This window comes from Arthrobacter mobilis (assembly GCF_012395835.1).
Classification (GTDB): domain Bacteria; phylum Actinomycetota; class Actinomycetes; order Actinomycetales; family Micrococcaceae; genus Crystallibacter; species Crystallibacter mobilis.
The window spans coordinates 120,959-144,608 of the sequence record NZ_JAAZSQ010000009.1 but is presented as its reverse complement, the minus strand read 5'-3'; the positions used below and the strand labels follow the sequence as shown (position 1 = coordinate 144,608).

Genomic DNA, 23,650 nt, shown 5'->3' with positions numbered 1-23,650 from the left:
ACCGTCTATGTCCTTCATCTGCCTGATCCTCTCCGGCGCCGCCCTGCTGATCAACGGCCTGGGCCTGCTCGGGCGCATCCCGGGCCGGGATTCCGGCGTCTTCAATCTGCTGATCGGCACCGTCCAGCTGGTGCTGGCCGTGCTGGCCGCCGCGGCCGCCGGCGGCGATACCGCGGTGCTGCTGGGCGTCAGCGGAGTCTTCCTCTTCGGCCTGACCTACCTGTACGTGGGCCTGGACGCGCTGCTGGGCCTGGGCTCGGCCGGACTGGGCTGGTTCTGCGGCCTGGTGGCCGTGCTGGCCCTGTTCTACAGCGCCGGGAGCCTGGCCGCGGACCCGCTGCTGGCCGTGCTCTGGCTCGACTGGGCGGTGCTGTGGTTCCTGTTCTTCCTGCTGCTGGCCCGCGGCAGGGCGCACCTGGCGGCCTTCACCGGCTGGGCGGCGCTGCTCACCGGCCCGCTGACGACGGTGGTCCCGGCGCTGCTGGGCCTGTCCGGTGCCTGGCCGGCCGGCTGGGGCACTGCCGGAACGGCCGCCGCCGCCGTCGGCATCCTGCTGGCCGCGGCCTGGCTGCTGGCCAGGACCGGTCCCGCCGCGGTCCGGCCGCCAGCCGAAGAACCGGCCGAAGCCCCCTTGTCCCGCTGACCCCTCGACCCAACGAAAGGTAACGCCATGTCCGCTGCCCCCATCACCGCCGAGACCGACTACGAGACCCTGGCGGCCCGCTTCCGGCCGATCTTCGAACGCATCGCCGAGGGCGCCTCGGCCCGGGAGAAGGACCACCGGCTGCCCTTCGCCGAAATCAAGGAGCTGGCCCAGGCCGGCTTCGGGGCGCTGCGCGTGCCCGTGGCCGACGGCGGCTTCGGCGCCTCCCTGCCCCAGCTGTTCCGGCTGCTGGCCGAGCTCGCCGCCGCGGACTCGAACATCCCGCAGGCCCTGCGCGGGCACTTCGCCTTCGTCGAGGACCGCCTGGTTTCCTCCGGCGCCCAGCGTGACGTCTGGCTCAAGCGCTTCGTCGCCGGCGAGCTGGCCGGCAACTCCTGGACCGAGGTCGGCAGCGTCAAGATCGGCGACGTGATCACCAAGGTTGCCCCGCAGCCGGACGGGAGCTTCCGGATCAACGGCACCAAGTACTACTCCACCGGCAGCATCTTCGCTGACTGGATCGACACCTTCGCCCAGCGCACCGACAACGGCACCAAGGTCATCGCCGTCGTCAACGCCCACCAGCCCGGCGTCACCCACGGCGACGACTGGGACGGCTTCGGCCAGCAGACCACCGGCTCCGGGACCAGCACCTTCACCGACGCCGTGGTGGAGGCGGAGAACGTGATCGACTTCGACACCCGCTTCAAGTACCAGACCGCGTTCTACCAGGCCGTGCTGCTGGCCGTGCTGGCCGGAAGCATCCGGGCCGCCGAACGCGAGATCGCCGCCGAAGTCCGCAAGCGCACGCGCATCTTCTCCCACGGCAACGCCGATTCCTTCGCCGCCGACCCGCAGATCCTGCAGGTGGTCGGCGAGGTCTCGGCCCGCGCCTACGCCGCCGAGGCCGTCCTGGAGCGTGCCGCCGGCGCCCTGCAGCGGGCCTACGAAGGCGCCTTCCTGAACGACCTGGAAGAGGACGAGCGCCGCAACGACGCTGCCGAACTGGAGTCCGCCCAGGCCCAGGTGGTGCTGACCGAACTGGCCACCCGCGCCACCTCGGACATCTTCGACGCCCTTGGCGCCTCCGGCACCAGCACGGCGAAGAACCTGGACCGGCACTGGCGCAACGCCCGCACCGCCGCCAGCCACAACCCCTGGGTGTTCAAGGCCCGGATCGTCGGCGACCATGCGGTCAACGGCGCCGTCCCGCCGCGCGTCTGGGCCATCGGGGCCGGCCCGGACCGGCAGGCCGGCGCGGCCAAAGCCTGATGTGTCCCCGGCGGGGCCATGCATGGGGGTGTCCGGCCGGACACCCGTAGCGTCCGCCAGGGTCCCACCCCTCGCTTCGCTCGGGGCGGGTCCCTCGGCCGCTAGACTGGACGGGCGCCGCCATGGGGACGGCGCCCGCCCGGCGCATGCAGGCCGGGGACACATCACGGGGGGAGCGGCGCGGCCATGGATGACAGGGGCACGTTCGAGCCGGCGCCGCCCGCCGAGGCGGTGGCCCGGGTGCGGGAGGGGTTCCGCACCCGGGCCACCGTGCCCCGGCGTTTCCGCGCAGGCCAGCTGAAGGCCCTGCGCCGGCTGATCAGCGAGAACGAAGCAGACCTGGCCCGGGCGCTGGCCGCGGACCTGGGCAAGCACCCGCTGGAAAGCCTGATGTCCGAGTTCGTCCTGCTGGAGCAGGAAATCGGCCACGCGCTGCTGCACCTGCCCGAATGGATGGAGGAAACCTCCGTCAAGGTGCCGCTGGTCCTGCAGCCGGCACAGGCCAGGATGGTGCCGCAGCCGCTGGGCGTGGTGCTGATCATCGCCCCCTGGAACTACCCGGTCCAGCTGCTGCTGGCCCCGCTCATCGGCGCGCTCGCGGCCGGAAACTGCGCGGTGCTCAAGCCCAGCGAACTGGCCCCGGCCACCGCGGCCCTGCTCTGCCGGCTGGTGCCGCAGTACCTGGACCCGCGGGTGGTGGCCATTGTCGGCGGCGGCCCGGAGACGGTGGCCGGCCTGCTGCACGAACGCTTCGACCACATCTTCTTCACCGGCGGGGAACAGGCCGGCCGCGCAGTGCTGCAGGCGGCCGCCCGGCACCTGACCCCGGTGACCCTGGAGCTGGGCGGCAAGTGCCCCGCCGTCGTCGTCGACGGGCACTGGGGCAACATTGCCCGGCGCCTGGCCCACGGCAAGTTCATCAACGCCGGGCAGACCTGCGTGGCCCCGGACTACGTGCTCGCCGTCGGCCGGGCCGCGGACCGGCTGCACACCCACCTGCCCGAGGCCATCCGCGAATTCTTCGGCAAGCGTCCGGCGCGCAGCAACGACTACGGGCGGATTGTCAACGACGAGCACTTCGAGCGGCTCACCGGCTATCTGGGCCAGGGCACCGTGATCAGCGGCGGCGGCACGGAGCGCTCCAGCCGGTACATCGAGCCCACCGTGCTCACTGACGTGGACCCGGACTCGCCGGTGATGCAGGAGGAGATCTTCGGGCCCATCCTGCCGGTGCTGCAGGTAGCCTCGCTCGAGGAGGCCATGGAGTTCATCAACGGCAGGTCGGCGCCGCTGGCGGCATTCCTGTTCAGCGAACGGCCGAGGAACCAGCGGATCTTCGAAGACAGCGTCCGGGCCGGGGCCATCGGGCACAACATCTGCAACGCCCACCCGCTGGTGCCCGGGCTGCCGTTCGGCGGCGTCGGGGCCAGCGGCATGGGCGCCTACCACGGCAGGCACTCGTTCGATACCTTCAGCCAGCTGCGGCCGGTGCTGTCCAAGAGCGCGCTGGTGGACACGCTGAAGGTGGCCTACCCGCCGTATTCACGGGGCAAGGCCGGGGTGCTTAAACGGCTGCTCTGAGGCGGGCGGCCCGGAGGCTCTCGATGAACGGGACGAGCGCGCGGGCCGGTTGGCCAACGCCTACATCCGTGCCCGGCGGAGGGCCTCTTCGGCCAGGCCCATGAAGGCTGCCTGCTGGCTCACCAGCTTGTTCCGGAACTGGGTCAGCGCCTCCTGCATCTGCGCGAAGGTCACCGCCGAGAGCGCGTCCTCAACGCCCGGGCGGAGTTCGCGCACGTAGACCTCGGCGGTGCCCTGCTCGCGGCCGGCCAGTGCCTGCACCAGGCCGGCCGCCTCGGAACCGGGCTCGATGAGTCCCGAGTCCAGCAGTGCCAGGCTTTGCTTCTGCAGCTCGCCGCACAGCTCGCGGGCCCGGAAATCGCGCTGGAGGAACTCCGGGTCCAGCAGGGGAGCGAGCAGCTGCACGGCGTCGTCCCGGTCCGCCGCCAGCTGCGCCTCGGTCAGCTGGTCCAGGATTTCGTCGTGCAGGCGGATCAGCAGCCGGTACACCCTGGCAACGGCGGCATGGTACTCGCGCCGGCCGGCAGGGTCCCCGGCGTAATCGGCCGGCAGAACCCGGCCGGGGCCGGCAAGGACATCGAAGAGGCTGGGCATGGTCCCGTCCCATAAGGCTTTTTGCGTATCGCAGGACAGGCCACCACGCTATGCCGGGCGGCGTTACGTACCCGTTACGACAGGCGCCGTTCCGCGGTCTCCGGTCCGGGACGGCCGGGACACCCACGGACTGTTGCCATGGGCCGGGATCGGTCGTAGCGTGAAGCTCCCACAGGACAGCGGCGCGCCGTCGCGGCGACGTACCGGGCACGGCAGGCCGCAGCAGAGCTGAGGAGACGGTACCAATGGCTGATACGCCCCGGGGCCCGATGAAGGACACGAACTACGACCTGATCTGGGTGCTGGAAGCATCCCTGAAGAACGTGTGGCAGATGGAGACGTTCATCGAGGACGCCGACAAGGCAGGCGACAGCGAGCTTGCCGAATGGTTCCGCAAGATCCAGGAGAACAACCGCAAGGCCGGCGACCAGGGCAAGCGTATGCTCCTGGAGCGGCTGCAGCGCGAGGAAACCTGAAGCCTGCGTATCCGGACCACACAACGACAAGCGGCCCGCGCAGCCGGAGTGGCTGCGCGGGCCGCTGCGCTACCAGGGCGTTTCCCGTGAAACCTAGGAAATCACCGCGTCCACCAAGGCCTTGGCTTCGGCCTGGACCTGCTTCAGGTGCTCCTCACCCTTGAAGGACTCGGCGTAGATCTTGTAGACGTCCTCGGTGCCGGACGGACGCGCGGCGAACCAGGCGTTCTCGGTGACCACCTTCAGCCCGCCGATCGGTGCGCCGTTGCCGGGGGCCTCGGTGAGCTTGGCGGTGATCGGCTCGCCGGCCAGCTCGGTGGCGGTCACGTCCGCGGCGGAGAGCTTGGCCAGGGCGGCTTTCTGCTCCCGGGTCGCCGCGGCGTCGATCCGGGCGTACGACGGCGCCCCGAACTTCGCGGTCAGCTCGGCGTACAGCTCCGAGGGCGACTTGGTGGTGACAGCCTTGATTTCGGCGGCCAGCAGCGCCAGCAGGATGCCGTCCTTGTCGGTGGACCAGGGCTTGCCGTCGAAGCGGACAAAGGACGCGCCGGCCGATTCCTCGCCGCCGAAGACGCCCTCGCCGGAGAGCAGTCCCGGCACGAACCACTTGAAGCCCACCGGGACCTCCACGAGCTTGCGGCCCAGGTCCGCGGCGACGCGGTCGATGATCGAGGAGGACACCAGCGTCTTGCCCACGGAGGCGTCCGACGGCCACTGCGGACGGTGGGTGTACAGGTACTGGATGGCGACGGCCAGATAGTGGTTCGGGTTCATCAGCCCGGCATCCGGGGTGACGATCCCGTGCCGGTCGGCGTCGGCGTCGTTGCCGGTGGCGACCTCGAACTCCGCGGAGCGGCCGATCAGCGAGGCCATGGCATAGGGGGAGGAGCAGTCCATCCGGATCTTCTCGTCCCAGTCCAGCGTCATGAAGGCCCACTGCGGGTCCACCGTGGAATTGACCACCGTCAGGTCCAGGTTGTGCCGTTCGGCAATGGCGCTCCAGTAATCCACCGACGCCCCGCCCATCGGGTCGGCCCCGATGCGCACCCGGGCCTCGCGGATGGCGTCCAGATCGAGCACCTGGGGCAGGTCGTCCACATAGTTGCTGAGGAAGTCGTAGGAGCCCACCGCCCCGGAGAACTGGGCCTGGCCGAGCGGGATCCGCTTGACCCCGCGCAGCCCGTTCTCCAGCAGTTCGTTGGCGCGGCTGGCGATCCAGCCGGTCGCGTCCGAGTCCGCCGGGCCGCCGTGCGGCGGGTTGTACTTGAAGCCGCCGTCCGAGGGCGGGTTGTGGGAGGGGGTGATGACGATGCCGTCGCCCTGGGCCTCCGGATGCGCGGCGTTGTGCTTGAGGATGGCATGGCTGACCGCCGGCGTCGGGGTCCAGCCGGTGCGGGCATCCACCCACGTGGTCACGTTGTTGGCGGCGAGCACCTCCAGCGCGGTGTTCTGCGCCGGGTCGGAGAGGGCGTGGGTGTCCTTGCCGACGAAGAGCGGGCCGGCAATGCCCTGGCCGGCGCGGTACTCCACAATGGCCTGGGTGATCGCGGCAATATGGTCCTCGTTGAAGGACCCGTTGAGGCTGCTGCCGCGGTGCCCGGAGGTTCCGAAGACCACGCGCTGTCCCGGGTCGGACAGGTCCGGCTTGACGTCGAAGTACGCGTCCAGCAGGGCAGTCAGGTTAACGAGGTCGCTGGGAAGGGCCAGGGTGCCCGCACGGTTTGCCATGGGACCAGCATGCCAAAGTTGCCGCAGCCGCGCCGGATATTTACCTGAGGTTGGCCAGATTACGGCGCCGGTCGGTCAGCGCCACCACGTCGATCATGATCTCCGCGCCATGGACCCGGTAGATAATGCGGTAGCCCTCCCGGCGCGCCGAATACAGCGGGTGCAGCGGCGGCTGCAGCTGCCGTCCGGCGGCGCGGGGGTCCTCGCGCAGCGGGCCGGCGATGAACGCGAAGGCGTCCGCCGCCACGTGCTGCGGCAGCCCGTATTCGAGCGCGGCGCAGGCAGAGGCGGAAAACCGGACCGGGTGCGGCCCGGTCACGGCAGGCGTCCGGCGGCTCGCAGTGCCGCGAGGACCTCGTCCAGGCTGTAGACATCGCCGTCGCGGACCTCCCGGATGCTCCGGTCCAGCTCCCGGACCAGCCCGGCATCGGCGAGGATCTCCACCGTGTCCATCAGCGAGTCGTAATCGTCGGCACCCAGCAGCACCGCAGCCCGCCTGCCCCCTACGGTGATCTCGATCCGCTCACGGGCGATTGACGCCTGTTCCACCAGCTGCGGCAGTGCGGCGCTTGCCTCGGCGACGGGCAAAGTCGTCATGTAGGCGATCTTAGCGCTCCGGGACGGTTCCGGCCCGCCGTACAGCGTGCGTAACATGACGTCCCGCGGCCGGTTTGTGACACCGGCGCGGCACCAAAACGTCATACCGCGTCGATCAGCCGAAGTATTTGCACCCGGGCACCACCCCGGATTTACAGTGGACGCACCAACCATCAAGAGCGGCCGAGAGATCTGGCTTGTTGACGCCGCAGCAACCATCCCACCCCCTCCACCCGCGGAGGACAGCAGGAACGGTGCTAATGCCAGAACCGATGGAGACGCACCAGCGAACCCACCTGAGGCCTCGGCGTGCTTACGTCCCGGGTGCCGCTGGTTCCCGGGCCGCTAACTGGTGCACTCCCTCGGAAGATACCGAGGAGCGGAAATGACATTCTCACAACGGGCGGCAGCACCGCCGTCGTTGTCCTATGAGCTGTACCCGCCGGCCAGACCCGAGGCCGAAGCGTCAGTGCTGAGCGCCATTGAGGAACTCGAGGCCACCAACCCCGACTACGTCTCCGTGACGTACAGCGGCACGCCCGCGCGGCGCCGGGCCTCGATCCAGCTGATCGAGCACCTGATGCGCAATACCCGGCTGCGTCCGCTGGCCCACCTGACCTGCGTGGGGGAGACCCGGGACAGCCTGGACCTGCTGGTGCGGCAAATCGTGGGGCTGGGGGTCCGCGGCGTGCTGGCCATGCGCGGGGACCTGCCCCAGGACCCGGAGGCGTCCCGGGGCGAACTGCCGTTCGCCCGCTACCTGGTGGAGCTGATCCGCGAGGTTGAGGCCCGGCACGGCGCCACCCTGGCCGGCGGCCGGCTGGCGGTGGGGGTGGCCGCGTACCCGAACCGGCACCCGGAGTCACCGTCGTTCCAGCACGACGTCGAGGTGCTGGTGTCCAAGGAGCGTTCGGGCGCCGACTTCGCGATCACCCAGGTGTATTTCGACCCGGCCCACTATGTGCGCCTGGTCGCGGCGGCCCGTGCCGCCGGCGTCACCATCCCGATCATCCCGGGGGTGATCCCGATGTCCAGCGTCCGCCGGCTCGAACGGCTGGCGGTGATGACCGGCGTCCGCCCGGACGCGGCCCTGCTGCACCGGCTGGAGACGGCCTCGGACGACGCCGAACGCCAGCGGATCGGGGTGAAGGCCGCCGCCGAACTGGCCCGGGCCGCCTTCGACGCCGGGGCTCCCGGCCTGCACCTGTATACCTTCAACGACCCGCACGCCTCGATCGAGGTCATCGAGCAGGTCGGCCTGCCGGCCGCGCGCACCCTGTCCACCCCCGTCCCGGCCTGAGCCGGGCCGGAACCTGAACCCCGGCACATCTTTCCGACACCACTTCCCTACGACACAACGTCCCCCAAGGAGAACACCATGAGCACCACACCCAGCTTCCCCGCCGCCACCATCCTCGGCTACCCGCGCATCGGCCCGCAGCGCGAACTGAAGAAGGCCCTCGAGGCCTACTGGGCCGGCAGCCTGGACGAGGCCGGCCTGGAGAGCGCCGCCGCGCAGCTGCAGGACCGCACCGTGGAGAGCCTGGCCAACCTGGGCCTGGACGCCGCGGATTCCTCCATCCCGGCGGACTTCGCCCTCTACGACCAGGTGCTGGACACCACCGCGGCGCTCGGTGCGCTGCCGGCCCGGTTCGCCGACCTGGCCGCCGAGGACGGCTCGGTGGGCACCGCCGCCTACTTCACCCTGGCCCGCGGCGACGGGCAGCGCCCGCCGCTGGAACTGACCAAGTGGTTCGACACGAACTACCACTACCTGGTGCCCGAGATCGGCCCGGGCACGCCGTTTGCCGCGGCCGTGCACCGGCTCTCCGGCATCATCCGCCGGCAGCGGGAGCGCGGCGCGGTGCTGCGCCCGGTGCTGGTGGGCCCGGTGACCTACCTGCTGCTGGCCAAGGCCGAGGACGGCGCGCCGGCAGGCTTCGACCCGCTGTCCCGGATCGACGACGCCGTGGCGGCCTATGCCGGCATCCTGGCCGAGCTGGCGGCCGCGGGCGCCGACTGGGTCCAGCTGGACGAGCCGGGCCTGGTCACCGACCGCGGCGGCGAGCTGGCCGCCCCGGGCGGACTCGTGGAGCGGGCCTACCGGACGCTGGCCGATACCGCCGGGCGCCCGGCGCTGCTGGTCAGCACCGGCTACGGCACCGCCGGGGATCCGGCGCAGCCGGGCCAGGCCCTGGCGGTGCTCGCCGCCGCCGGTGTCGAGGCGGTGCATGCGGACCTGGTGCGCGGTGCGCGGCCCGCTGCCGGGGCGCTGCAGGCGCTGGGCGGCACCCGGCTGGTCGCCGGGGTCGTGGACGGCCGGAACGTGTGGCGGAACGACCTGCTGGCCTCGCTGGATGTGCTGGAGCAGCTGCGGGAAGCCGGGGCCGCCGTCTCCGTGGCCACTTCGACCTCGCTGCTGCACGTGCCGCACGACGTGGCCGCCGAGACCGCCCTGCCCGGGCACCTTCCGGCCTGGCTGGCCTTCGCGGACCAGAAGGTGGCCGAGACCGTGGTGCTGGCGCGCGGCCTGGCCGAAGGACGCCCGGCCGTGGCGGCGGAGCTGCAGGAAGCCGAGGCGGCGCTGCGCCACCGGGCACGGTTCGACGGCGTCGTCGTGCCCCAGGTGCGGACCCGCACCGATGCACTCACCGAGGACGCCTTCACCCGCGGCCCCGCCGAACGGCGGGCGGAGGTGCAGCAGCAGCGGCTGGGGCTGCCGGTGCTGCCGACCACCACCATCGGCTCCTTCCCGCAGACCGGCGAGGTGCGCCGGGCCCGTGCCGCGGTGCGCAACGGCAGCATTTCGCAGGCCGAGTACGAGCAGTTCCTGCGCGACGAGATCACCCGCGTGGTGCGGCTGCAGGAGGATCTCGGCCTCGACGTGCTGGTGCACGGCGAGCCGGAGCGCAACGACATGGTCCAGTACTTCGCCGAGAACTTCGACGGCTTCGCCGCCACCGAGAACGGCTGGGTGCAGTCCTACGGCTCGCGCTGCACCCGCCCGTCCATCCTGTGGGGCGATGTGTCCCGCCCGCAGGCGTTCACCGTCCCGTGGATCAGCTTCGCGCAGTCGCTCACCGACCGCCCGCTCAAGGGCATGCTCACCGGCCCGGTCACCATCCTGGCCTGGTCCTTCGTCCGCGACGACCAGCCGCTGGGCGAGACCGCCAACCAGGTGGCGCTGGCGCTGCGGGACGAGATCGCCGACCTGGAGGCCGCCGGCACCGCGATTGTGCAGGTGGACGAGCCGGCCCTGCGCGAGCTGCTTCCGCTGCGCGCCGCCGACCAGCAGGCGTACCTGGACTGGTCCGTCCGGGCATTCCGGCTGGCGACTTCCGGCGCCGCCGAGCAGACCCAGATCCACACCCATCTGTGCTACTCGGAATTCGGTGAGGTCATCTCGGCGATCGATGGCCTGGACGCGGATGTGACCAGCATCGAGGCGGCGCGCTCGCGCCTGGAAGTGGTTGCCGACCTGGCCGGCTTCGGCTACTCCCGCGGGATCGGCCCGGGCGTGTACGACATCCACTCCCCGCGCGTGCCCTCCGAGCAGGAAGTCGCCGGACTGATCGAAACGGCGCTGGCCAGCATTCCGGCCCGCCAGCTGTGGATCAACCCGGACTGCGGACTGAAGACCCGCGCCTACGCCGAGACCGTGGAGTCCCTGCGCAACCTCGTCGCGGCGGCCAGGACCGCCCGCGAGACGGTGTCCGTCGAGGCCTAGCAGGCCCGCTTCAGGACGGTTCCCGGCGGGCCGGATATCCGGCCCGCCGGGGCCCCTGCCCCTAACCACCACGATGAAGGAGCCCCTTCCCATGAGCACCGGCGACGCTGGCTGTACGGCCACCACGCAGATCCACGCGGGCTATGAACCGCAGGCCCCCTACCGGCCGGTGACGGTCCCCGTCCACCAGAGCGCCGCGTACGAATTCCCCGACTACGCGTCGGCCCGCCGCATGTTCGCGCTGAAGGAACCGGGCTTCACCTACACCCGCACCGGCAACCCGACGGTTGCCGTGCTGGAGCAGCGGATCGCGGCCCTCGACGGCGGCGTGGCCGCGCTGGCCACGGCCACCGGGCAGGCTGCCGTCGCCGTCGCCCTGCTGGCGCTGGTGCGCGGCGGAGAGCACCTCGTGGCCTCCTCGAAGCTCTACGGGGGAACGGTGGACCTGCTCACGGACACCTTCGCGGATTTCGGGATCGAGGTCAGCTTCGCGGACCCTGCCGACACCGGCGCCTGGGCCGCGGCGGTGCGCCCGCAGACCCGGGCGTTCCTGACCGAATCCATCGGCAACCCGCTGGCCACGCTGCAGGACCTGCCGGCCCTCGCCGCCATCGCCCGCGAGGCCGGCGTCCCGCTCGTGGTCGACAACACCCTGGCCACCCCGGTGCTCTACCGGCCGCTGGAGCACGGGGCCGACATTGTCGTCTACTCGGCGACCAAGTTCCTGGGCGGACACGGGGCCGCGCTCGCCGGCGCGGTGGTCGACGGCGGCCGCTTCGACTTCTCCGCCTACCCGGACAAGTGGCCCCAGCTGACCCGGCCCAAGCGCCGCTACGGCGGGGACACGCTGTGGGAGCGGCACGGCCACGGTGCCTACCTGGTGCTGGCGCGCAGCAAGTACCTGCACGACCTGGGCCCCTCGCTCTCCCCGTTCAACGCGGCGCAGATCCTGCAGGGACTGGAGACCCTGGACATCCGGGTGGCCCGGCACGGGCAGAACACCCGGGAGGTCATCGGGTTCCTGGCCGGCCATCCGGCGGTGGCCGCGGTGCACCACCCGTCGGTGCCCGGCCACCCGCAGGCAGGCCTCGCCGACCGGGACTTCCCGGACGGGACCGGCAGCGTGTTCTCCTTCGACCTGGCCGCGGGCCCGGAACAGGTGGGCCCGTTCATCGACCGGCTGGGACTGTTCAAGCTGGTGGCCAATGTCGGGGACACCCGGTCGCTGGTGGCACATCCGGCAGCCATGACGCACTGCCGGCTGACCCCCGGGCAGCGTGCCGCCGCGGGCATCGCGGAAACCACCATCCGGCTCTCGGTGGGGCTGGAGGCCGCCGCCGACCTGGTCGCGGACCTGGACCAGGCCCTGGCCCCGCTCGCCGGGGCGGCACTTCAGGCGGCAGGCGCCGCCGTCGTCTACGCAGGAACGGAGGCCTGAGATGGCCCAGCATGCAGGATTCAACACGGCAGGATTCAACACCAAAGCCATCCATGCCGGGCAGGACCCGGACCCGCTGACCGGGGCCGTCATCCCGCCGATCTACCAGACCTCCACCTTCGTGCAGGACGGGATCAACGTGCTGCGCGCCGGGCACGAATACAGCCGCGGCTCCAACCCCACCCGCAGCGGCTTCGAGGCCCAGCTGGCCGCGCTCGAGCACGGGGCGGCAGCCTTCGCCTTCGCCTCCGGGCTGGCGGCCGAGGACGCGCTGCTGCGGGCGCTGCTGCGCCCGGGCGACCACATCGTGCTCGGCGGGGACGGCTACGGCGGCACCAACCGGCTGATCAACCACCTGCTGGGCCCGTGGGGCGTGGCCAACACCGCCGTGGACATCACCGACCTGGACGTGGTGGCCGCCGCCATCCGCCCGGGCGAAACCGCGCTGCTGTGGGTGGAGACGCCGTCGAACCCGCTGCTGGGCATCGCGGACCTGGCCGGCTGGGCGCAGCTGGCCCACGGCGCCGGCGCCCTGCTGGTGGTGGACAACACCTTTGCCTCCCCGTACCTGCAGCGGCCGCTGGAGTACGGTGCGGACCTGGTGGTGCACTCGACCACCAAGTACATCGGCGGGCACTCGGACGTGCTCGGCGGCGCCGTGGTGGCCGCGGACGCCTCCTTCCGGGGCAAGCCGCTGGCCGAGGCCATCGGCTACCAGCAGTTCGCCGGCGGCGCCGTCGCCGGCCCGCAGGACTGCTACCTGGCGGCGCGCGGGCTGAAGACCCTGGGCCTGCGCATGGAGCGGCACGGCGCCAATGCCCAGGCGCTCGCCGAGTGGCTGCGGGAGCAGCCCGGGATCGCCGAGGTGCTCTACCCGGGGCTGCCGGAGCACCCGGGGCACGCCCTGGCTGCCCGGCAGATGTCCGGGTTCGGCGGGATCGTCTCGCTGCGCTTTGCCGCCGGCGAGGCGGCCGCCCGGGCGTTCGCCGAATCCACCCGGCTGTTCGCGCTCTCCGTGAGCCTGGGCGGGGTGGAGTCGCTGGTCTGCTACTGCTCGGAGATGACCCATGCCTCGGTGCGCGGGACGGCGCTGGCCGTGCCCACCGACCTGGTACGCCTGTCGGTGGGGGTGGAGGACCTGGCGGACCTGCGGGCGGACCTGGAGTACGGGCTGGCCGCGGCGCGCGCTGCCGCGGGCACGGTCCTCAGCGGCGCCTGAGCCGCCGCTTTCCAGCAGGGTCGGGCCCCTGCAGACGACCGGAGTCCCGGAATCCTGGGGCTCCGGCCGCGAAGGCTGCCCAGTTATGGCGCACGCCCGGCCGAGGGCGTGCGCCTTTTGCGCTGCCCGGGCGGCCGTGGCAGGGGCCCGGGCCTGATCCGGCTACGCTTGGAGGCATGACCACGCCCCAACTTCCCCGTCCGGGACTATGAGCCGGACAGGTTCCCCGCTGCATGTGGTCGCCTGCGCCCACGGCACCGATGATCCGGCCGGCCGGGCACTGATCGACGGGCTGCGCCTGGACGTCGGCGCCGCGGCGGCCGCCCGCGGGCTCAACGTGCTCATCCATGAGGCCTATGTCGATGTCCAGCAGCCGGCCCTGGACGACGTCGTCGCCGGCCTTCCCCCGGGCGAACCGGCAGTGGTGGTCCCGCTCCTGCTCTCCACCGGGTTCCATACCCGCGTCGACATCCGCCGGGCCGTGGAGGCCCGCCCCGGAACCGTGGCGGCCGAGGCCATCGGGCCGGACCGCCGGCTGGCGTCCGTCCTGGCCGGGCGGCTGGCCGATGCCGGCCTTGGCGAAGGGGACCACGTCGTCGTCGCCTCGGCCGGCACGAGGGTGGCCCGCGGCGTCGAGGAGGTCCGCCAGACGGCGCGCTGGCTCGCCGAGGAGATCGGCCGGCCGGTGACGGTAGGCTTCGGGGCGGCAGCCCAGCCGCCCGTGCCGGCGGCCGTCGAGGCCGCCCGGTCCCTGCCCGGCTGCCGCCGGGTGCTGATCGCCTCCTACCTGCTGGCCCCTGGCTACTTCCATTCCGTGCTGACCCGGGCCGGCGCCGACGCCGTGACGGCACCGCTGCTGCCCTCCCCGGCCATCGCCGAGTGTGTGACGGACCGGCTGCTTGATGCCACGAAGATGACGTAAAACATGACGTAATAGGACCGAATATGTTCTCCCGTTGAGCCATGGGACGCCATATGGGGAGACATTTGGCCGCCCCTTCCGCGGGTCCTTACGCTGGCACGCATGACTCAGGCGATCGAGACGACAACGGCCCCGCGGCAGGGGCGCCCGCGCCCATCCGCCAAGCCCCACGGCCAGTGGAAGGTGGACGGGACGGCGCCGCTGAACCACAACGAGGAGTTCAAGCAGCAGGACAACGGGCTGAACGTCCGCGAGCGCATCGAAACGGTGTACGCCAAGCAGGGCTTCGACTCGATCCCCTCCGACGACCTCCACGGCAGGTTCCGCTGGTGGGGCCTCTACACGCAGCGCAAGCCCGGGATCGACGGCGGCAAGACGGCGACCCTGGAGCCCCACGAGCTCGAGGACCGGTACTTCATGCTCCGCGTCCGGATCGACGGCGGGGCGCTGACCACCGAGCAGCTGCGCGTCATCGGCGGCATCTCCACCGACTTCGCCCGCGGCACCGCTGACGTGACCGACCGCCAGAACATCCAGCTGCACTGGATCGACGTCGTGGACGTGCCGGAGATCTGGCGCCGCCTCGAGGCGGTGGGCCTGTCGACCACCGAAGCTTGCGGCGACGTTCCCCGGGTAATCCTCGGATCCCCGGTCGCCGGCATTGCCAAGGACGAGATCATCGACCCGACGCCGGTCATCCGCGAGATCGCCGACCGCTTCATCGGCGACCCGGAACTGGCCAACCTGCCGCGCAAGTTCAAGTCCGCGATCACCGGCCACCCGTCCCAGGACGTGGTGCACGAGATCAACGACATCTCGCTGGTGGGCGTGGTCCACCCGGAGCTGGGCCCCGGCTACGACCTGTGGGTCGGCGGCGGGCTGTCCACCAACGCCCGGCTGGCAGAGCGCCTCGGGGCCTTCGTCAGCGAGGAGCACGCGGCCGCGGTCTGGCACGGTGTGGTGCGCATCTTCCGCGACTACGGCTACCGGCGGCTGCGGAACAAGGCACGCCTGAAGTTCCTGATGAACGACTGGGGGCCGGAGAAGTTCCGGACGGTGCTGGAAGAGGAGTACCTGGGTTTCCGGCTGCCGGACGGCCCGGCCCCGGCCCGGGCCAGCCAACCCGGCGACCACATCGGCGTGCACGAACAGAAGGACGGCAACTTCTACATCGGCGCCGCACCGGTGGTCGGACGGGTCTCCGGCAGTGTGCTGACCCGCCTGGCAGACCTGCTCGAACGCCATGGTTCCTACCGGCTGCGCACCACCCCGCACCAGAAGCTCGTCGTGCTGGACGTGGCGCCGGAGCAGGTCGGCGCCGTCACCGCGGGCCTGGCGGAGCTTGGCCTGAGCAGCAGCCCCTCGGTCTTCCACCGCTCGACCATCGCCTGCACCGGGCTCGAATTCTGCAAGCTGGCCATCGTTGACACCAAGGACACGGCGGAGCGGACGGTGGCCGGCCTGGAAGACCGCCTTTCCGACATTGCGGACCGCCTGCCGGCCCAGCTGAGCCTGCACATCAACGGCTGCCCCAACTCCTGCGCCCGGATCCAGACCGCCGACATCGGCCTCAAGGGGCAGCTGCTGCCCGACCCCGACGGCGGCCAGACCCCGGGATTCCAGGTCCACCTGGGCGGCGGGCTCGCCTCCACCGACCGGGACGAGGCGGGCCTGGGCCGGACCGTGCGCGGCCTGAAGGTCACCGCCGACGGACTGGTGGACTACGTGGACCGCGTCGTGCGCCGGTACGACGAACAGCATGCCGACGGCGAGACCTTCGCCCAGTGGGCGCACCGGGCGGACGAGGGGGACCTGAAATGACCCGCAGCGTGGACCGCACCGACCGGCAGGGCGCCCTGGCGCCGCGCTCGCCGGAGGAAACGCAGGCCCTCAAGGACCTGGCCGACGCCGGCGCCGAGCAGCTTGGCTGGGACGCCCCGGCCGCCGAGGTCGTGGCGTGGGTGCGGGAGAACTTCGCGGTGCGCGACGCCGCCGTCGCCTGCTCCATGGCGGACGCCGTGCTGCCGCACCTGGTGGCGGAGCAGCTGCCCGGCGTCGATGTCCTGTTCCTGGAGACCGGGTACCACTTCACCGAAACCCTGGCCACCCGCGCCGAGGTGGCCCGCGTGCTCGACGTCAACATCGTGGACGTCCTGCCCGAGCAGACGGTTGCCGAGCAGGACGCGGCCCACGGGCCGGAGCTGTTCGCCCGCGACCCCGGCCTGTGCTGCAGCCTGCGGAAGATGGACCCGCTGCGCCGGGCGCTGGCCAACTACCGGGTCTGGTTCACCGGGGTGCGCCGGGACGAGGCCCCGACCCGCACGAACACCCCGCTGGTGGCCTGGGACGAGGTCCACGAACTGGTCAAGGTGAACCCGGTTGCGCCGTGGAGCTTCGACGAGCTGACCGGCTACGCCTCCCGGCACGCCGTGCCGCTGAACCTGCTGCTGCAGCAGGGCTACCCCTCCATCGGCTGCCTGCCGTGCACCCGCCCGGTCGCCCCGGGCGAGGACCCGCGCGCCGGCCGCTGGGCGGGCCTGGCCAAGACCGAGTGCGGCATCCACGTTTCCTGATCCGCGTCCTCCCGATCTCCCACCACCCAAGGACCCCACCATGACCCTGACCCACGCATACGAAGCCCCGGCCCCTGCCGGGGAGCGCCTCGGCGTCCTGGACACGCTCGAGGCCGAGTCGATCCACATCATCCGCGAGGTCGTGGCCGAGTTCGAGCGGCCGGCCATGCTGTTCTCCGGCGGCAAGGACTCCGTGGTCATGCTGCACCTGGCCGCCAAGGCGTTCTGGCCCGGGCGCGTGCCGTTCCCCGTGCTGCACGTGGACACCGGCCACAACTTTCCGGAGGTCCTGGACTTCCGCGACCGCACCGTCGAGCGGCTCGGCCTGAAGCTCGTGGTCGGGTCCGTCCAGGAGTACATTGACCGCGGGGAGCTGGCCGAACGTGCCGACGGGACCCGCAACCCGCTGCAGACCACGCCGCTGCTGGACACCATCGCCGCCCACCGCTTCGACGCCGTCTTCGGCGGCGGCCGCCGCGACGAGGACAAGGCCCGGGCCAAGGAGCGCATCCTGAGCCTGCGCGACGAATTCGGCCAGTGGGACCCGCGCAACCAGCGCCCCGAGCTGTGGAACCTCTACAACGGCCGCCACACCGTCGGCCAGCACGTCAGGGCCTTCCCGATCAGCAACTGGACCGAACTGGACATCTGGCGCTACATCGCCCGCGAGGGCATCGAACTGCCCGCCATCTACTACGCGCACGAGCGCGAGGTGTTCCGCCGCGACGGCATGTGGCGGGCGGTCGGCGAGTTCTCGCAGCCGGGCCCCGGCGAGGAGGTCACGGTCCGTACCGTCCGCTACCGCACCGTCGGCGACATGTCCTGCACCGGTGCCGTCCTTTCCGAGGCGTACACCGTCGAGGACGTCGTGCGCGAGGTCGCCGCGTCCACCCTCACCGAGCGCGGGGCCACCCGCGCCGACGACCGAATCTCCGAGGCGGCCATGGAAGACCGCAAGAAGGACGGGTACTTCTAATGACCACCGAACTCCTGGACCCGGCCGCAGCGGCCACCGGCACCCTGTTCCGCTTCGCCACCGCCGGCTCGGTCGACGACGGCAAATCCACCCTCGTCGGGCGCCTGCTGCACGACTCCAAGGCCATCCTTGCGGACCAGCTCGAGTCCGTCGCCCGCACCTCCGCCGACCGCGGCTTCGGCGGCGAGGCGGGCGGGCTCGACCTGGCGCTGCTGACCGACGGGCTGCGGGCCGAGCGCGAGCAGGGCATCACCATCGACGTCGCCTACCGCTACTTTGCCACCGACCGGCGCACGTTCATCCTGGCCGACTGCCCCGGCCACGTGCAGTACACCCGCAACACGGTGACCGGCGCCTCGACCGCCGATGCCGTCGTCGTGCTCGTGGACGCCCGGAAGGGTGTCCTGGAGCAGACCCGCCGCCATCTGAGCGTCGTTGCCCTGCTGCGCGTGCCGCACGTCGTGGTCGCCGTGAACAAGATCGACCTCACGGGCTATTCCGAGGAGGTGTTCGCCCGGATCGAGGCGGACGTCCGGCGCGTCGCCGCCGAGCTCGGCCTGCATGACGCGGTCAGCATTCCGGTCTCCGCCCTGGTCGGCGACAACGTCGTCGAACGCTCGGCGCATACGCCCTGGTACACCGGGCCCACGCTGCTGGAGCTCCTGGAGACGCTGCCCAATACCGACGACGAGCCGGACGGCGGCGCCGCCTTCCGCTTTCCGGTCCAGCTGGTGCTGCGCCCCCAGGGCGCCCTGGCGCCGGGGCTGGATGCGGAGGCCTTCCGGGACTACCGCGCCTACGCCGGCCAGGTCGTGGCCGGCACGGTGCGCGTCGGCGACGCCGTCACCGTCCTGACCCCGGGGCAGGAGCCGCGCACCACCACGGTCACCGGGATCGACGCCGCGGGACTGGACCTGGACGAAGCCTGGGCGCCCCAGTCGGTCGCGCTGCGGCTGGCCGACGAGTTCGATGTGGCCCGCGGGGACCTGATCGGCGCGGCCGGCACGCTGCCTGCTCCGACGGCCGCCCTGTCCGCTTCGCTGTGCTGGCTTGCGCCAAGGCCGCTGCGTCCGGGAGCCAAGGTCCTGGTCAAGCATGGCACCGCCACCGTGCGGGCGCTGGTGACCGCTGTCGAAGGGCGGCTGGACCTGGACACCTTCGAAGTCGGGCCGGCCGGGGAACTGGAACTGAACGACATCGGGCGGGCCGCCCTGCGCCTGGCGGCCCCGCTGCCCCTGGAACCTTACGCGGCGCAGCGGCGCACCGGGGCCTTCCTGGTGATCGACCCGCAGGACGGCAACACCCTGGCCGCCGGAATGATCACGGCCGGAACGGAAGCGGGGGCGAACCCATGAGCGGGCACCAGCAGGACCGCGCCACCATCCGGATCACCGCCGGCGGGCCGGAACCCCGGCGGCGGCGGGCGTGGGAGATCGGACTCGCGGTGGCGCTGGCGGCCGCCATCATCGGCACGGCAGCCGCCGCTTTCAGCGCCACCGGTTCGCCTGCTCCCCGGAGCAGCCGGCAGGCCGCCGGCACGCCTGCCGCCGAGCTGCGGCTGGGCTACTTCGGCAACGTCACGCACGCCCCCGCCCTGGTCGGGGTGCAGCAGGGCCTGCTGGCCGGCAGCCTCAAGGAGAACGGCGGCACGGTGCTGGAGACCCAGGTCTTCAACGCCGGCCCCGCGGCGATCGAGGCCCTGAATGCCGGCGCCATCGACGCCGCCTACATCGGCCCCAACCCGGCCATCAACTCCTTCGTCCAGAGCGGGGGCGAGTCCGTGGCCGTGATTGCCGGCGCCACCGCCGGCGGGGCGCAGCTGGTGGTCAGGCCCGGAATCACCTCGCCCGCCCAGCTGAAGGGCACGGTGCTGGCCACTCCGCAGCTCGGCGGCACGCAGGACGTGGCCCTGCGCGCCTGGCTCAAATCCCAGGGCCTGGCCGTGACCCCGGACGGGGGCGGGGACGTGGCCATCAACCCGACGGAGAACGCCCAGACCCTGAAACTGTTCCAGGACGGCAAGCTGGACGGCGCCTGGCTGCCGGAGCCCTGGGCCTCGCGCCTGGTGCTCCAGGCCGGTGCCACCGTGCTGGTCGACGAGAAGGACCTGTGGGACGGCTCGCTGGCCGGCAAGCCCGGCCAGTTCACCACCACGGTGCTGATCGTCAGCCGGAAGTTCGCCGCCGAACACCCGCAGAGCGTCGACGCGCTGCTGCAGGGCCATGTCGCCGCCGTCGACTGGCTCAACGAGGCCTCCGCCGGGGCCAAGGCCTCGGCCGTCAATGCCGGGCTCAAGGCCGCGGCCGGCGCGGAACTGCCCGGCGAGGTCATCGGCCGGGCCCTGCAGAACATCGAGTTCACCCCCGACCCGCTGGCCGGAACGTTCCCGAAGCTGCTCCGGGACGGCGTCGAGGCCGGCGTGGCCAAGCCCGCGGATCTGGCCGGCCTGTTCGAGCTGGGCACGCTGAACCGCGTGCTGTCCGGGACCCCCGGACGCGCGCTGGCCGGCGCGGCCGGGCTGGGCACGGACTGAGGCAGGAACCATGACCGTACTGCTTGAAAACCTTGGCAAGCACTTTGGCAACGGCCCGGCCGTGCTGGAGGACGTGAACGCCAGCATCGGCCAGGGCGAGTTCGTGGCACTGCTGGGCGCCTCCGGCTGCGGCAAGTCCACGCTGCTGAACATCATCGCCGGCCTCGAGCGGCCCAGCACGGGCGCGCTGGAGGTCCCGGCGGACGGGGCGGCCTTCATGTTCCAGGATGCGGCGCTGTACCCGTGGCTGACCGCCCGGGGCAACGTGGAGCTGGCCCTGAAGCTGCGCGGAGTCGGCAGGGCCACCCGCCGCGCCCGCGCCGCCGAGCTGCTGGAGCTGGTCCACCTGGACGGGGCGGGGGAGAAACGCCCCCACGAGCTCTCCGGCGGCATGCGCCAGCGCGTCGCCCTGGCCCGGGCCCTGGGCCAGGACCGGCAGCTGCTGCTGATGGACGAGCCCTTCGCGGCCCTCGACGCCATCACCCGCGACCTGCTGCACGAGGAGCTGGAACGGATCTGGCGCGAGACCGGCCGGACCATCATCTTCGTCACGCACAATGTGCGCGAAGCCGTCCGCCTGGGCCAGCGCGTGCTGCTGCTGTCTTCCCGGCCCGGCCGGGTGGTCAGCGAATGGGCGGTGCCCGCCGAGGCGAAGGCCGACGCCGGCGCCGCCGCCGCCCTGGCCAGCCACATCACCACACGACTTAGGGAGGAGATCCGGCGCCATGGCAAGTAACCTGACCGAACTCGACGCCCCCGCACACACCCCCGCGGCCAACGCCGCAGCCTCCCCGGACGAGCTGCGCGCCCTCGAAGCCGGCCTGGACGAGCTCCAGTCGGAGAAGACCTCCGCCCGGCGGGACTTCAGCCGCGTACTGCTGCCGCTGGCCGCCGTCGTCGTCCTGCTCCTGGCATGGCAGCTGCTCGTCTCGCTCGACCTCAAGCGCCGCGACCTGGTGCCCGGGCCGCTGGATGTCTTCGCTTCCCTCGGCCGGCTCTGGGCCGAGGGCCTGGTCCAGGAGTCCGTCCGGACCTCGCTGCAGCGGGGACTGGCCGGCTTCGCGGTTTCCGTGGCCGTCGGGACCCCGCTGGGCCTGCTGCTGGGCCAGGTGAAGACCCTGCGCCGCGCCTTCGGCCCGCTGATCTCCGGGCTGCAGGTGCTGCCCTCCGTGGCCTGGGTGCCGGCGGCCATCATCTGGTTCGGCCTCACCGACGCCACCGCCTATTTCGTGGTGCTGATGGGCGCCATCCCGTCGATCGTCAACGGCATGGTGGCCGGCATCGACCAGGTCCCGCCGCAGTACCGCAGCGTGGCCACGGTGCTGGGCGCCTCCCGCCTGGAGCTGGCCCTGCAGGTCATCCTGCCGGCCTCGCTGCCCGGCTACGTCGCGGGCCTGAAGCAGGGCTGGGCCTTCTCCTGGCGCTCGCTGATGGCCGCGGAGATCATCGCCGTGGGAGGCACCATGGGCTATGGCCTCGGCTCGCTGCTGGACCAGGGGCGCACCCTCTCCGACATGGGCATCGTGATGAGCGCGGTCCTGGTCATCCTCGCGGTCGGCATCCTGATCGAACTGCTGGTCTTCGGCCCCGTGGAGCGGCACCTGCTGCAGCGCCGCGGCCTGCTGGCCGGGAGCACGCGATGAGCGGCCTGGATTTGTACCCGGTCTCGCTGCGGCTGCTCGGCAGGCCGGTGCTCATTGTCGGCGGCGGGCAGGTGGCCGGCCGCCGTGCCCGGGCGCTGCTGGACGCCGGCGCCGTGGTGACGGTCGTCGCCCCCGAAGCCGGGAACGACGTCGGCCGCCTTGCCCGTGCCGGGCTGCTCAGCTGGGTGCCCCGCGGCTACCGCACCGCCGACCTGGACGGCATGTGGTTCGTCCAGGCTGCCACCGGCGTGCCCGCGGTGGATGCGCAGGTGGCCGCCGAGGCCGAGGAGCGCAGGATCTGGTGCGTCAATGCCGCCGACGGCGCGGCCTCGGCCGCCTGGATCCCGGCCACCGGACGGGTCGACGACGTCGCCGTCGCGGTCAACGCCGGGGGAGACCCCCGCCGGGCCAGGGCGATCAAGGACGCGGTGCTGCTGGCGCTGAGGACCGGGAAGCTGCCGCTGCGCCGGCACCGCAGGCCGGCCGCCTCCCGGCCGGGCCGCGTGGCCCTGGTCGGCGGCGGCCCGGGCGAGGCCGGACTGATCACCGTCCGCGGCCGGCAGCTGCTGGCCGAAGCCGACGTCGTCGTCGCCGACCGGCTCGGCCCCCGCGGCCTGCTCGACGAGCTGGAGGACGGCGTGCGGGTCATCGAGGTCGGCAAGGCCCCGGGCAACCACCTGGCCAGCCAGGACGAGATCAACGACATCCTGGTCCGCGAGGCCCTGGCCGGGCACCTGGTGGTCCGGCTCAAGGGCGGCGATCCCTATGTCCTGGGCCGCGGCGGCGAGGAAGCGCGCTTCTGCCGCGACCACGGAGTCGACGTCGAAGTGGTTCCCGGAGTCACCAGCGCCATCTCGGTTCCCGCTGCCGCGGGAATCCCGGTGACCCACCGCGGAGCCGCCACCGGCTTCAGCGTTGCCACCGGACATGAGGAACTGGCCGAGCTTCCGGCCCGGCCGGACCACACCCTCGTGCTGCTGATGGGCGTCCGGCGGCTGGCCGAGTCCGCCGCCGCACTGCGCTCGCGGGGCCTGGGTCCCGGAACGCCTGTGGCCATCATCGAGCGCGGCTGGATGCCCGGCCAGCGGGTCACCATCGGCACCTTGGACACCATCGCCGCGCAGGCGGTCCGCGCCGGCGTCGGGAATCCGGCAGTCATTGTGGTCGGGGACGTGGTCCGGCTCAGCCCCTACGCCCCCGCCGCCCTGAGTGGGGCAGCAGGGTCCCTGCGTGGCGCGCCAGCGCCGGTCCCGGCTGTCCCACAGCTCGCAAGCTCGCTGCGGGACCCTCGGCCTGGACCTTGATAGGGCCTGCCCCAATCCCCCTTTTCTCACTTCACAAGGAGTACTCCCATGACCGATACCACCGTTCCCGGCAGCGCCTTCCAGGCGCGCGCCCTGCGCGTTGCCGTCGTGGGCGCCGGCCCGGCCGGCGTCTACGCTGCCGACCTGCTGACCAAGAGCGCCCCGGCGGCGTCCGGCGAGCTGGCGCTGAGCATCGACCTGTTCGACCGCTACCCGGCCCCGTACGGGCTGATCCGCTACGGGGTGGCCCCGGACCACCCGCGGATCAAGGGCATCGTGACCGCCCTGCACAAGGTGCTCGACCGCGGCGACATCCGCTTCTTCGGCAACGTGGACTACGGCACCGACCTGGACCTGGCCGACCTGCGCAAGCACTACGACGCGGTCATCTTCGCCACCGGCGCGATCAAGGACGCGGACCTGA

The 23,650-nt window shown here is 72.0% G+C and carries 21 protein-coding genes, 1 pseudogene and 1 riboswitch; of the genes and pseudogenes, 18 read left to right on the top strand and 4 right to left on the bottom strand.

Annotated elements, in window-relative coordinates:
• The first annotated feature begins 7 nt into the window (after positions 1–7).
• From HGG74_RS11380 to HGG74_RS11370, 3 genes are all read left to right on the top strand, one after another.
• Positions 8–643 (top strand): AmiS/UreI family transporter, encoded by a 636-nt coding sequence (locus HGG74_RS11380; RefSeq protein WP_168486460.1) that lies wholly within the window; start codon positions 8–10, stop codon positions 641–643.
• A gap of 27 nt (positions 644–670) precedes the next feature.
• Positions 671–1,915: an acyl-CoA dehydrogenase family protein gene (locus tag HGG74_RS11375; RefSeq protein ID WP_168486459.1), complete on the top strand. Its 1,245-nt coding sequence runs from the start codon at positions 671–673 to the stop codon at positions 1,913–1,915.
• Positions 1,916–2,101: 186 nt separating this feature from the next.
• Positions 2,102–3,496: an aldehyde dehydrogenase family protein gene (locus tag HGG74_RS11370; protein ID WP_168486458.1), complete on the top strand. Its 1,395-nt coding sequence runs from the start codon at positions 2,102–2,104 to the stop codon at positions 3,494–3,496.
• Between the two features lie 60 nt (positions 3,497–3,556).
• Here the strand turns inward: HGG74_RS11370 and HGG74_RS11365 are convergent, their stop codons facing one another.
• Entirely contained in the window at positions 3,557–4,090 is a 534-nt protein-coding gene (locus tag HGG74_RS11365) for a hypothetical protein (RefSeq protein WP_168486457.1), read from the bottom strand.
• 245 nt (positions 4,091–4,335) lie between these two features.
• On the opposite strand from HGG74_RS11365, the gene HGG74_RS11360 reads away from it, so the two are divergent.
• The gene (locus HGG74_RS11360; protein ID WP_168486456.1) at positions 4,336–4,566 is read left to right on the top strand and encodes a hypothetical protein; all 231 of its coding nucleotides are present in this window, start codon (positions 4,336–4,338) and stop codon (positions 4,564–4,566) included.
• Positions 4,567–4,659: 93 nt separating this feature from the next.
• Here HGG74_RS11360 and pgm read toward each other — a convergent pair whose 3' ends face one another.
• The 3 genes from pgm to HGG74_RS11345 are packed head-to-tail and all read right to left on the bottom strand — an operon-like array spanning position 4,660 to position 6,891.
• Positions 4,660–6,294, bottom strand: coding sequence for a phosphoglucomutase (alpha-D-glucose-1,6-bisphosphate-dependent) (pgm, locus tag HGG74_RS11355; RefSeq protein WP_168486455.1), 1,635 nt, complete (start codon positions 6,292–6,294; stop codon positions 4,660–4,662).
• A 40-nt stretch (positions 6,295–6,334) separates the two neighbouring features.
• Entirely contained in the window at positions 6,335–6,613 is a 279-nt protein-coding gene (locus tag HGG74_RS11350) for a type II toxin-antitoxin system RelE family toxin (RefSeq protein WP_168486454.1), read from the bottom strand.
• The gene (locus HGG74_RS11345) at positions 6,610–6,891 is read right to left on the bottom strand and encodes a type II toxin-antitoxin system Phd/YefM family antitoxin (protein WP_168486453.1); all 282 of its coding nucleotides are present in this window, start codon (positions 6,889–6,891) and stop codon (positions 6,610–6,612) included. Before HGG74_RS11345 ends, HGG74_RS11350 begins: the two co-directional genes overlap by 4 nt.
• Positions 6,892–7,058: 167 nt before the next feature.
• Positions 7,059–7,170: riboswitch (SAM riboswitch) on the top strand.
• Between the two features lie 106 nt (positions 7,171–7,276).
• Between HGG74_RS11345 and HGG74_RS11340 the strand changes: the two genes are divergently transcribed.
• The 14 genes and pseudogenes from HGG74_RS11340 to HGG74_RS11275 all read left to right on the top strand — a co-directional run.
• Entirely contained in the window at positions 7,277–8,191 is a 915-nt protein-coding gene (locus HGG74_RS11340; RefSeq protein ID WP_168486452.1) for a methylenetetrahydrofolate reductase, read from the top strand.
• A gap of 78 nt (positions 8,192–8,269) precedes the next feature.
• Positions 8,270–10,618 carry a 5-methyltetrahydropteroyltriglutamate--homocysteine S-methyltransferase gene (gene metE, locus HGG74_RS11335; protein ID WP_168486451.1) on the top strand — a complete coding sequence of 783 codons (2,349 nt, stop codon included), beginning with the start codon at positions 8,270–8,272 and terminating at the stop codon, positions 10,616–10,618.
• A 91-nt stretch (positions 10,619–10,709) separates the two neighbouring features.
• Entirely contained in the window at positions 10,710–12,056 is a 1,347-nt protein-coding gene (locus HGG74_RS11330; RefSeq protein ID WP_168486450.1) for an O-acetylhomoserine aminocarboxypropyltransferase/cysteine synthase family protein, read from the top strand.
• A gap of 1 nt (position 12,057) precedes the next feature.
• Entirely contained in the window at positions 12,058–13,275 is a 1,218-nt protein-coding gene (locus HGG74_RS11325; protein WP_168486449.1) for a cystathionine gamma-synthase, read from the top strand.
• A gap of 208 nt (positions 13,276–13,483) precedes the next feature.
• The gene (locus HGG74_RS11320; protein ID WP_168486448.1) at positions 13,484–14,197 is read left to right on the top strand and encodes a sirohydrochlorin chelatase; all 714 of its coding nucleotides are present in this window, start codon (positions 13,484–13,486) and stop codon (positions 14,195–14,197) included.
• A gap of 102 nt (positions 14,198–14,299) precedes the next feature.
• A complete protein-coding gene (locus tag HGG74_RS11315) occupies positions 14,300–16,018 on the top strand; it encodes a nitrite/sulfite reductase (RefSeq protein ID WP_168486447.1) in 1,719 nt (572 codons plus the stop codon).
• Complete coding sequence (locus tag HGG74_RS11310) at positions 16,015–16,770, top strand: phosphoadenylyl-sulfate reductase (RefSeq protein WP_168486446.1); 756 nt, start codon at positions 16,015–16,017, stop codon at positions 16,768–16,770. The genes HGG74_RS11315 and HGG74_RS11310 overlap by 4 nt, the downstream gene beginning before the upstream one ends.
• Before the next feature lie 40 nt (positions 16,771–16,810).
• Complete coding sequence (gene cysD / locus HGG74_RS11305) at positions 16,811–17,746, top strand: sulfate adenylyltransferase subunit CysD (protein ID WP_168486445.1); 936 nt, start codon at positions 16,811–16,813, stop codon at positions 17,744–17,746.
• Entirely contained in the window at positions 17,746–19,101 is a 1,356-nt protein-coding gene (locus HGG74_RS11300) for a sulfate adenylyltransferase subunit 1 (protein ID WP_168486444.1), read from the top strand. Before cysD ends, HGG74_RS11300 begins: the two co-directional genes overlap by 1 nt.
• On the top strand, positions 19,098–20,279 hold the full coding sequence (locus HGG74_RS11295) for an ABC transporter substrate-binding protein (protein WP_168486443.1): 1,182 nt from the start codon (positions 19,098–19,100) through the stop codon (positions 20,277–20,279). The genes HGG74_RS11300 and HGG74_RS11295 overlap by 4 nt, the downstream gene beginning before the upstream one ends.
• A gap of 10 nt (positions 20,280–20,289) precedes the next feature.
• Positions 20,290–21,015 (top strand): ABC transporter ATP-binding protein, encoded by a 726-nt coding sequence (locus tag HGG74_RS11290; RefSeq protein ID WP_168486442.1) that lies wholly within the window; start codon positions 20,290–20,292, stop codon positions 21,013–21,015.
• A complete protein-coding gene (locus HGG74_RS11285; RefSeq protein WP_168486441.1) occupies positions 21,005–21,922 on the top strand; it encodes an ABC transporter permease in 918 nt (305 codons plus the stop codon). Before HGG74_RS11290 ends, HGG74_RS11285 begins: the two co-directional genes overlap by 11 nt.
• The gene (gene cobA / locus HGG74_RS11280; RefSeq protein ID WP_168486440.1) at positions 21,919–23,226 is read left to right on the top strand and encodes a uroporphyrinogen-III C-methyltransferase; all 1,308 of its coding nucleotides are present in this window, start codon (positions 21,919–21,921) and stop codon (positions 23,224–23,226) included. The genes HGG74_RS11285 and cobA overlap by 4 nt, the downstream gene beginning before the upstream one ends.
• 48 nt (positions 23,227–23,274) lie before the next feature.
• Positions 23,275–23,650 (top strand): annotated as a pseudogene (locus tag HGG74_RS11275) (pyridine nucleotide-disulfide oxidoreductase); the annotation flags it as partial.

Excerpts from the sequence above, each read along its gene's own strand:
- HGG74_RS11375 (WP_168486459.1), top strand. The coding sequence starts at position 671 with ATGTCCGCTGCCCCCATCACCGCCGAGACCGACTACGAGACCCTGGCG.
- HGG74_RS11290 (WP_168486442.1), top strand. The coding sequence starts at position 20,290 with ATGACCGTACTGCTTGAAAACCTTGGCAAGCACTTTGGCAACGGCCCG.
- pgm (WP_168486455.1), bottom strand. The coding sequence starts at position 6,294 with ATGGCAAACCGTGCGGGCACCCTGGCCCTTCCCAGCGACCTCGTTAAC.
- HGG74_RS11325 (WP_168486449.1), top strand. The coding sequence starts at position 12,058 with ATGGCCCAGCATGCAGGATTCAACACGGCAGGATTCAACACCAAAGCC.
- HGG74_RS11330 (WP_168486450.1), top strand. The coding sequence starts at position 10,710 with ATGAGCACCGGCGACGCTGGCTGTACGGCCACCACGCAGATCCACGCG.
- HGG74_RS11360 (WP_168486456.1), top strand. The coding sequence starts at position 4,336 with ATGGCTGATACGCCCCGGGGCCCGATGAAGGACACGAACTACGACCTG.
- HGG74_RS11285 (WP_168486441.1), top strand. The coding sequence starts at position 21,005 with ATGGCAAGTAACCTGACCGAACTCGACGCCCCCGCACACACCCCCGCG.
- cysD (WP_168486445.1), top strand. The coding sequence starts at position 16,811 with ATGACCCTGACCCACGCATACGAAGCCCCGGCCCCTGCCGGGGAGCGC.
- HGG74_RS11370 (WP_168486458.1), top strand. The coding sequence starts at position 2,102 with ATGGATGACAGGGGCACGTTCGAGCCGGCGCCGCCCGCCGAGGCGGTG.
- HGG74_RS11380 (WP_168486460.1), top strand. The coding sequence starts at position 8 with ATGTCCTTCATCTGCCTGATCCTCTCCGGCGCCGCCCTGCTGATCAAC.
- HGG74_RS11345 (WP_168486453.1), bottom strand. The coding sequence starts at position 6,891 with ATGACGACTTTGCCCGTCGCCGAGGCAAGCGCCGCACTGCCGCAGCTG.
- HGG74_RS11365 (WP_168486457.1), bottom strand. The coding sequence starts at position 4,090 with ATGCCCAGCCTCTTCGATGTCCTTGCCGGCCCCGGCCGGGTTCTGCCG.
- metE (WP_168486451.1), top strand. The coding sequence starts at position 8,270 with ATGAGCACCACACCCAGCTTCCCCGCCGCCACCATCCTCGGCTACCCG.
- HGG74_RS11340 (WP_168486452.1), top strand. The coding sequence starts at position 7,277 with ATGACATTCTCACAACGGGCGGCAGCACCGCCGTCGTTGTCCTATGAG.
- HGG74_RS11295 (WP_168486443.1), top strand. The coding sequence starts at position 19,098 with ATGAGCGGGCACCAGCAGGACCGCGCCACCATCCGGATCACCGCCGGC.
- HGG74_RS11300 (WP_168486444.1), top strand. The coding sequence starts at position 17,746 with ATGACCACCGAACTCCTGGACCCGGCCGCAGCGGCCACCGGCACCCTG.
- HGG74_RS11320 (WP_168486448.1), top strand. The coding sequence starts at position 13,484 with ATGAGCCGGACAGGTTCCCCGCTGCATGTGGTCGCCTGCGCCCACGGC.
- HGG74_RS11315 (WP_168486447.1), top strand. The coding sequence starts at position 14,300 with ATGACTCAGGCGATCGAGACGACAACGGCCCCGCGGCAGGGGCGCCCG.
- HGG74_RS11310 (WP_168486446.1), top strand. The coding sequence starts at position 16,015 with ATGACCCGCAGCGTGGACCGCACCGACCGGCAGGGCGCCCTGGCGCCG.
- cobA (WP_168486440.1), top strand. The coding sequence starts at position 21,919 with ATGAGCGGCCTGGATTTGTACCCGGTCTCGCTGCGGCTGCTCGGCAGG.